This is a genomic window from Microbacterium sp. zg.Y909 (genome assembly GCF_024626565.1).
On record NZ_JANJFJ010000057.1, the window covers coordinates 1 to 5,252 of the forward strand.

Annotated in this window: 4 protein-coding genes and 1 pseudogene; all 5 read right to left on the reverse strand. The window is 71.3% G+C overall.

Annotated features, from left to right (window positions below):
* Positions 1-428, reverse strand: a pseudogene (locus NQ160_RS06470) (L-arabinose isomerase); the annotation flags it as partial.
* Between the two features lie 20 nt (positions 429-448).
* Positions 449-2,005, reverse strand: a complete 1,557-nt coding sequence (locus NQ160_RS06475; protein ID WP_257514412.1) for a xylulokinase — start codon at positions 2,003-2,005, stop codon at positions 449-451.
* A gap of 248 nt (positions 2,006-2,253) precedes the next feature.
* Positions 2,254-3,240: a LacI family DNA-binding transcriptional regulator gene (locus NQ160_RS06480; RefSeq protein WP_257514409.1), complete on the reverse strand. Its 987-nt coding sequence runs from the start codon at positions 3,238-3,240 to the stop codon at positions 2,254-2,256.
* Entirely contained in the window at positions 3,237-4,160 is a 924-nt protein-coding gene (locus NQ160_RS06485) for a carbohydrate ABC transporter permease (protein WP_257514410.1), read from the reverse strand. Before NQ160_RS06485 ends, NQ160_RS06480 begins: the two co-directional genes overlap by 4 nt.
* Entirely contained in the window at positions 4,160-5,146 is a 987-nt protein-coding gene (locus NQ160_RS06490; RefSeq protein ID WP_257514411.1) for a carbohydrate ABC transporter permease, read from the reverse strand. The genes NQ160_RS06485 and NQ160_RS06490 overlap by 1 nt, the downstream gene beginning before the upstream one ends.
* Positions 5,147-5,252: the final 106 nt, after the last annotated feature.

Below are 5,252 nucleotides of genomic sequence, written 5' to 3' on the forward strand. Positions count from 1 at the left end.
GCGACGTTCAGCCGCGTCTGGATGTACCCGAACTCGCGGTCGCCGTGGGCGGCCTGGTTGAGGTTCATGAAGTCGAAGTCGATGTCGGCCCACGGCAGCTCGACGTTGGCCTGCGTGTGCAGGTGCAGCAGCGGCTTCTGCAGCGCGTCGAGGCCCGCGATCCACATCTTGGCGGGGCTGAAGGTGTGCATCCACGCGATGATGCCGATGACGTCGTCGCGGGCGTTCACCTCGAGGGCGAGGCGACGGATGCTGTCGGAGTCCTTCAGCACGGGCTTCCAGACCACGCGCACCGGCAGGTCGGACAGCCCGGCGACGACGGCCTGGGACTGGTCGGCGACCTGGCGCAGGGTCTCTTCGCCGTACAGGTTCTGACTGCCGGTGACGAACCAGACCTCGTAGGCGTCGAGGGAGGTGGAGAGGGCCATGGTGTTCCTTCGGTTGCGGTTCAGAGTGCGGCGACGGCGGCGGCCTCGATGGCCAGGCCGGCGCGGTAGCGGTCGAGGTAGGTCGCGAAGCCGGCGACGTCGCCGGGGTCGGGCTGGGCGACGGTGACGTCGGATCCGGCGAAGACGTGGCGGTCGAGGTAGGTCGCGAGGTCGGTGCCTTCGGCGTGGGCGAGGTACGACGCCAGCACGGCGATGCCCCAGGCGCCGCCTTCGGCTGCGGTGTCGCCCACGGCGACGGGGGCCCCGAGTGCGCCGGCGAGGAAGCGCTGGGCGACGCCCGCGGTGCGGAACATGCCTCCGTGGGCGAACATGCGATCCAGCGCCACGCCCTCGGCGTCGAGCACCCGCATGCCGAGGGCGAGGGTGCCGAAGACTCCGTACAGCTGGGCGCGCATGGCGTTGGCCAGGGTGAACGAGCTGTCGGGCGTGCGCACGAACAGCGGCCGCCCCTCGTCGAGGCCTGCGATCGGCTCGCCCGCGAGGTGGTTGTACGCCAGCAGGCCGCCGGCGTCGGCATCGCCGGCGAGGGCCTCGCGGAACAGCGTCTCGTATACGGCATCCGCCTCAAGGGGCCGCCCGGCGGCCTCGGCGAAGCGCGCGAACATCGCCGCCCATGCGGCCAGCTCGCTCGCGCCGTTGTTGCAGTGCACCATCGCGACGGGGTCGCCGGCGGGAGTCGTGACGAGGTCGAGCTCGTGGTGCGTGCGGGCCAGCGGCCGCTCGAGCACGACCATCGCGAAGATGCTCGTGCCGGCGCTGACGTTGCCGGTGCGGGGTGCGACGGCGTTGGTCGCGACCATGCCGGTGCCGGCGTCGCCCTCGGGCGGGCAGAGCGGGATGCCGGGGCGCAAGGCCCCGGTGGGGTCGAGCAGAGCCGCGCCCTCGGCGGTGAGGTCACCGGCGGGCGTCCCCGCCATGAGCACCTCGGGGAGCAGGGCGGCGAGGTCAAGGCCCGTGCCGAGGCCGGCGAAGCGCGCCAGCAGTTCGGGGGCGTATCCGCCCGTCGCCGCGTCGATGGGGAACATGCCCGACGCGTCGCCGACGCCGAGCACCTTGCGGCCGGTCAGGCGCCAGTGCACGTAGCCGGCGAGCGTCGTGAAGAAGTCGATCTGCGGCACGTGCGGCTCGTCATCGAGCACGGCCTGATAGAGGTGGGCGATCGACCAGCGGTGCGGGATGTTGACCTCGAACAGCTCGGTGAGCGTGGCCACCGCGGGGCCAGTGTTCGTGTTGCGCCAGGTGCGGAACGGCACCAGCAGCTCACCGGCGGCGTCGAAGGCGAGGTAGCCGTGCATCATCGCCGAGACGCCGATCGCGCCGAACGTGTCGGGCACGACGCCATAACGGGCCTGCACGTCGGCGACGAGGTCGGCGTAGGCCGCCTGCAGCCCCGACCAGACGTCCTCGAGGGAGTAGGTCCACAGGCGCTCCTCGAAGCGGTTCTCCCACTCATGGCTGCCGACGGCGAGCACATCGGTGGGATTCTCGCCGACGAGGCACGCCTTGATGCGGGTCGACCCCAGCTCGATGCCGAGCGACGTGCGGCCGGCGGTGATGGCCTCGGCGGTCGTCGTGTGCGGAGCGGCCGGGTCGGTCGCGGCGGTGGCCTCACCGGCATCATCGGGCGTGCGGGTCACGGGTCCTCCATTGGTCTGGCTAGATGTTACCGGTAACAGCCCGCCCTGTCATGGGTGTTCGACGTGCCGGCGCGAAGCCTGTGGCGCTCGCCTGTCCCGAAGTGTCGCTTCCCGGGCGCGGAAGCGACCACACGCGACAGGCGAATGCGGATGCCGGAACCATCCGGTCACGGGCGCGGCGGAGCGGTCGAGGCGCGCGCGACGAGGGTCGGCGGCGCCGGGAGGTCGGGGGCTTCGACACCCAGCACCTCGCCGATGCAGCGACGAGCCTCGCCGACGATGTCCAGCCGCACGGTGGTGAGGGCGGGGCGGTAGAAGGCGGCATCCGGATTGTCGTCGAAGCCCGTGACACTCACGTCCCCCGGCACGTCGACCCCGAGGTCGGCCAGAGCGGCCATGAGACCAAGCGCCATCTGGTCGTTGGCGACGACCACTGCCGTCGGGCCGGCGGGCGCCTGCGCCGCCGCGACGACCTCCGCCGCGCGCCGGGCGCCGTCGGCCGCCGACCAGTCACCCTCCCAGCGCGGGCCGGGAGTCAGCCCGGCTTCGGCGAGCGCGCGCTCCACGCCCTCGCCGCGCGCGGCCGCCTCGCGCCAGTCCGCCGGGCCGGCGAGGTGCGCGATGCGCGTGTGGCCCAGATCGACGAGGTGGCGCACCGCGGCGGCGGCACCCTCGCACTGGCGCGCGGCGCCCGGCCCGCCGTGCAGCTCCGCGACCGGAAGACCGACGGTGGCGAGCGCGTCCAGGGTGCGGGCGTGCGGGGCGACGACGACGATCCCATCGACGCCCTGCGCGAGCAGGTGCTCGGCGGCCGCGGTGACCGATGCCGCGTCCGCCGCGTCGGCGTAGGCCGTGGCGATCCAGCGGCCCGCCGTGCGCGCCGCGGCCTCGAGCGCCGCGATGCCGACGGCGGGACCGTACAGCGTGGCATCCGACGCGATCACCCCGAGGGTGCGGGTGGTGGCGGTCCCGAGCGAGCGTGCCGCGTTGTTCACCCGGTAGCCGAGGGCGGCCATCGCCTCGAGCACCCGTCCGCGGGTCTCGTCGCGGATGTGCGGGTGGTCGTTGAGGACGCGAGAGACGGTCTGCGACGACACCCCGGCGCGCGCGGCCACCTCGCGCACGCCGACCCGGGTGGCACCGCGTGTCGTCATCCTTTGACCCCTCCCGTTCCCAGCCCAGACTGCCAGTAACGCTGCAGGAACAGGAACGTGATGACGAGCGGGAGGATGGACACGAACGAGCCGGTGATGACGGTGGAGAACACCGCCTGCGATCCACCGCCTGCCGATGCCGCCGACTGCAGCTGGGCGAGGCCCACCGTGATCGGGTACAGCTCCGAGGTGTTGAGCATGATCAGCGGCAGGAAGTAGTTGTTCCAGGTGCCCACGAGCGAGAACAGGAACACCGTGACCAGGCCCGGCCCCAGCAGCCGCAGTCCCACCTGCCAGAAGATGCGGAACTCCCCCGCCCCGTCGACCCGCGCCGCCTCGAGGAGACTGTCGGGGATCGCATCGGCCGCGTACACGCGCATGAGGTAGACCCCGAACGGGCTCACCAGCGACGGGATGATGATCGACCACGGGGTGTCCGTGAGCCCGGCCCGCGCGAACAGCAGGTAGGTCGGCAGCGCGAGGGCGGTGAGCGGGATCATGACGGCCCCGAGCGTGATGCTGAACAGCGCCTTCTGGCCCGGGAATTCGTACTTGGCGAACGCATACCCGGCCATCGCCGAGAGCACGGTGGCGCCCACCGCCGACACCACCGCGTAGACCACCGTGTTCAGCAGCCACCGCGCGAACAGGCCGCCGCGCACCGTGAACAGCTCCACGAGGTTGTCACCGAGCGAGAACTCCGGCGCGAACCAGAGGCCGAAGGTGGCGAAGAGCGCCGAGGTGTCCTTGGTGGATGCCACGAGCAGCCACCACAGCGGCAGCACGAAATACAGCACACACAGCCACAGCAGCACGGTCAGCAGCCAGCTGCGCCGCTTCGCGGGCACGTAGCGGCGCAGGCGCCGCGGGGTGCGCGCGGGCCGGCCGGTGACGACGGCGCGGGTTTCGAGGGAGGTCATCACAGTCCCTTCCGTTCACGCTGCTCGCGCCGCTGTTCACCCAGTTGCACGACGTACGACACCACGGCGATCACGAGTCCCAGCAGGAACGCGATGGCAGCGGCGTAGTTGAGTTCCCGGTTGATGAACGCGAGGTTGTAGGCGTAGTAGTTCGGCGTGAACGAGTTCGTGATGGCATCCGGCGCGATCGCGTTGAGCAGGCTCGGCTCGTTGAACAGCTGGAACGAGCCGATCACGGAGAAGATCACCGTCAGCAGGATCGCAGGGCGGATCGAGGGGATCTTGATGCTCCAGGCGATGCGGAACTGCCCGGCGCCCTCGATCTCGGCGGCTTCGTACAGCTCCGCGGGAATGGCCCGGAGGGCCGCGTACATGATGATCATGTTGTAGCCGATGAACTCCCAGGTGACGATGTTCATCATCGAGCCGAGGATGTTCCCCGGCGAGAGGAAGTCCGGGGTCCCCCAGCCGACGCCCCGCGCCACCTGGGCGAGGGGGCCGAAGTCGGGCCCGTACAGGTACCCCCACATCAGGGTGGCGATCACGGCGGGGACGGCGTAGGGCATGAAGATCAGCAGGCGGATGCTGCGGGACCCCCGCGCACGCCCGGTGTCGAGAGCCAAGGCGAAGAACAGCGCGAGGCCGAGCATGATCGGCACCTGGATCAGCAGGAACAGCGCGACGCGGCCGAGACCGCCCCAGAAGTTGGGGTCGGCGAACGCCCGCGCGTAGTTGGCGAGCCCTGCGAACTGCTCGCCGCCGATCAGCCTGCTCTCGAAGAGGCTGAGATACCCGGCGTAGACCAGCGGGACGACGAGCATCGTGATGAAGATGACGAAGAACGGAAGGATGAACAGGTACGCGGCGCGATGCTGGCGGCGCGTCGTGAGACTGTGGCGCCGGCGGTGAGGGGCCACGCGGGACGGACGGACGGCGCGGTCCGCCACAGCGACGACGGGGGTGGTGGTGGACGGGGAGTGCGACATTGCTGCTCCTTGCTCTGCGTGCCGGCGGGGGGGGGGGGGGGGGGGGGGGGGGCCCCCCCCCCCCCCCCCCCACCCCCGGGCGACACACACGCAAGGCGCGGCGGGG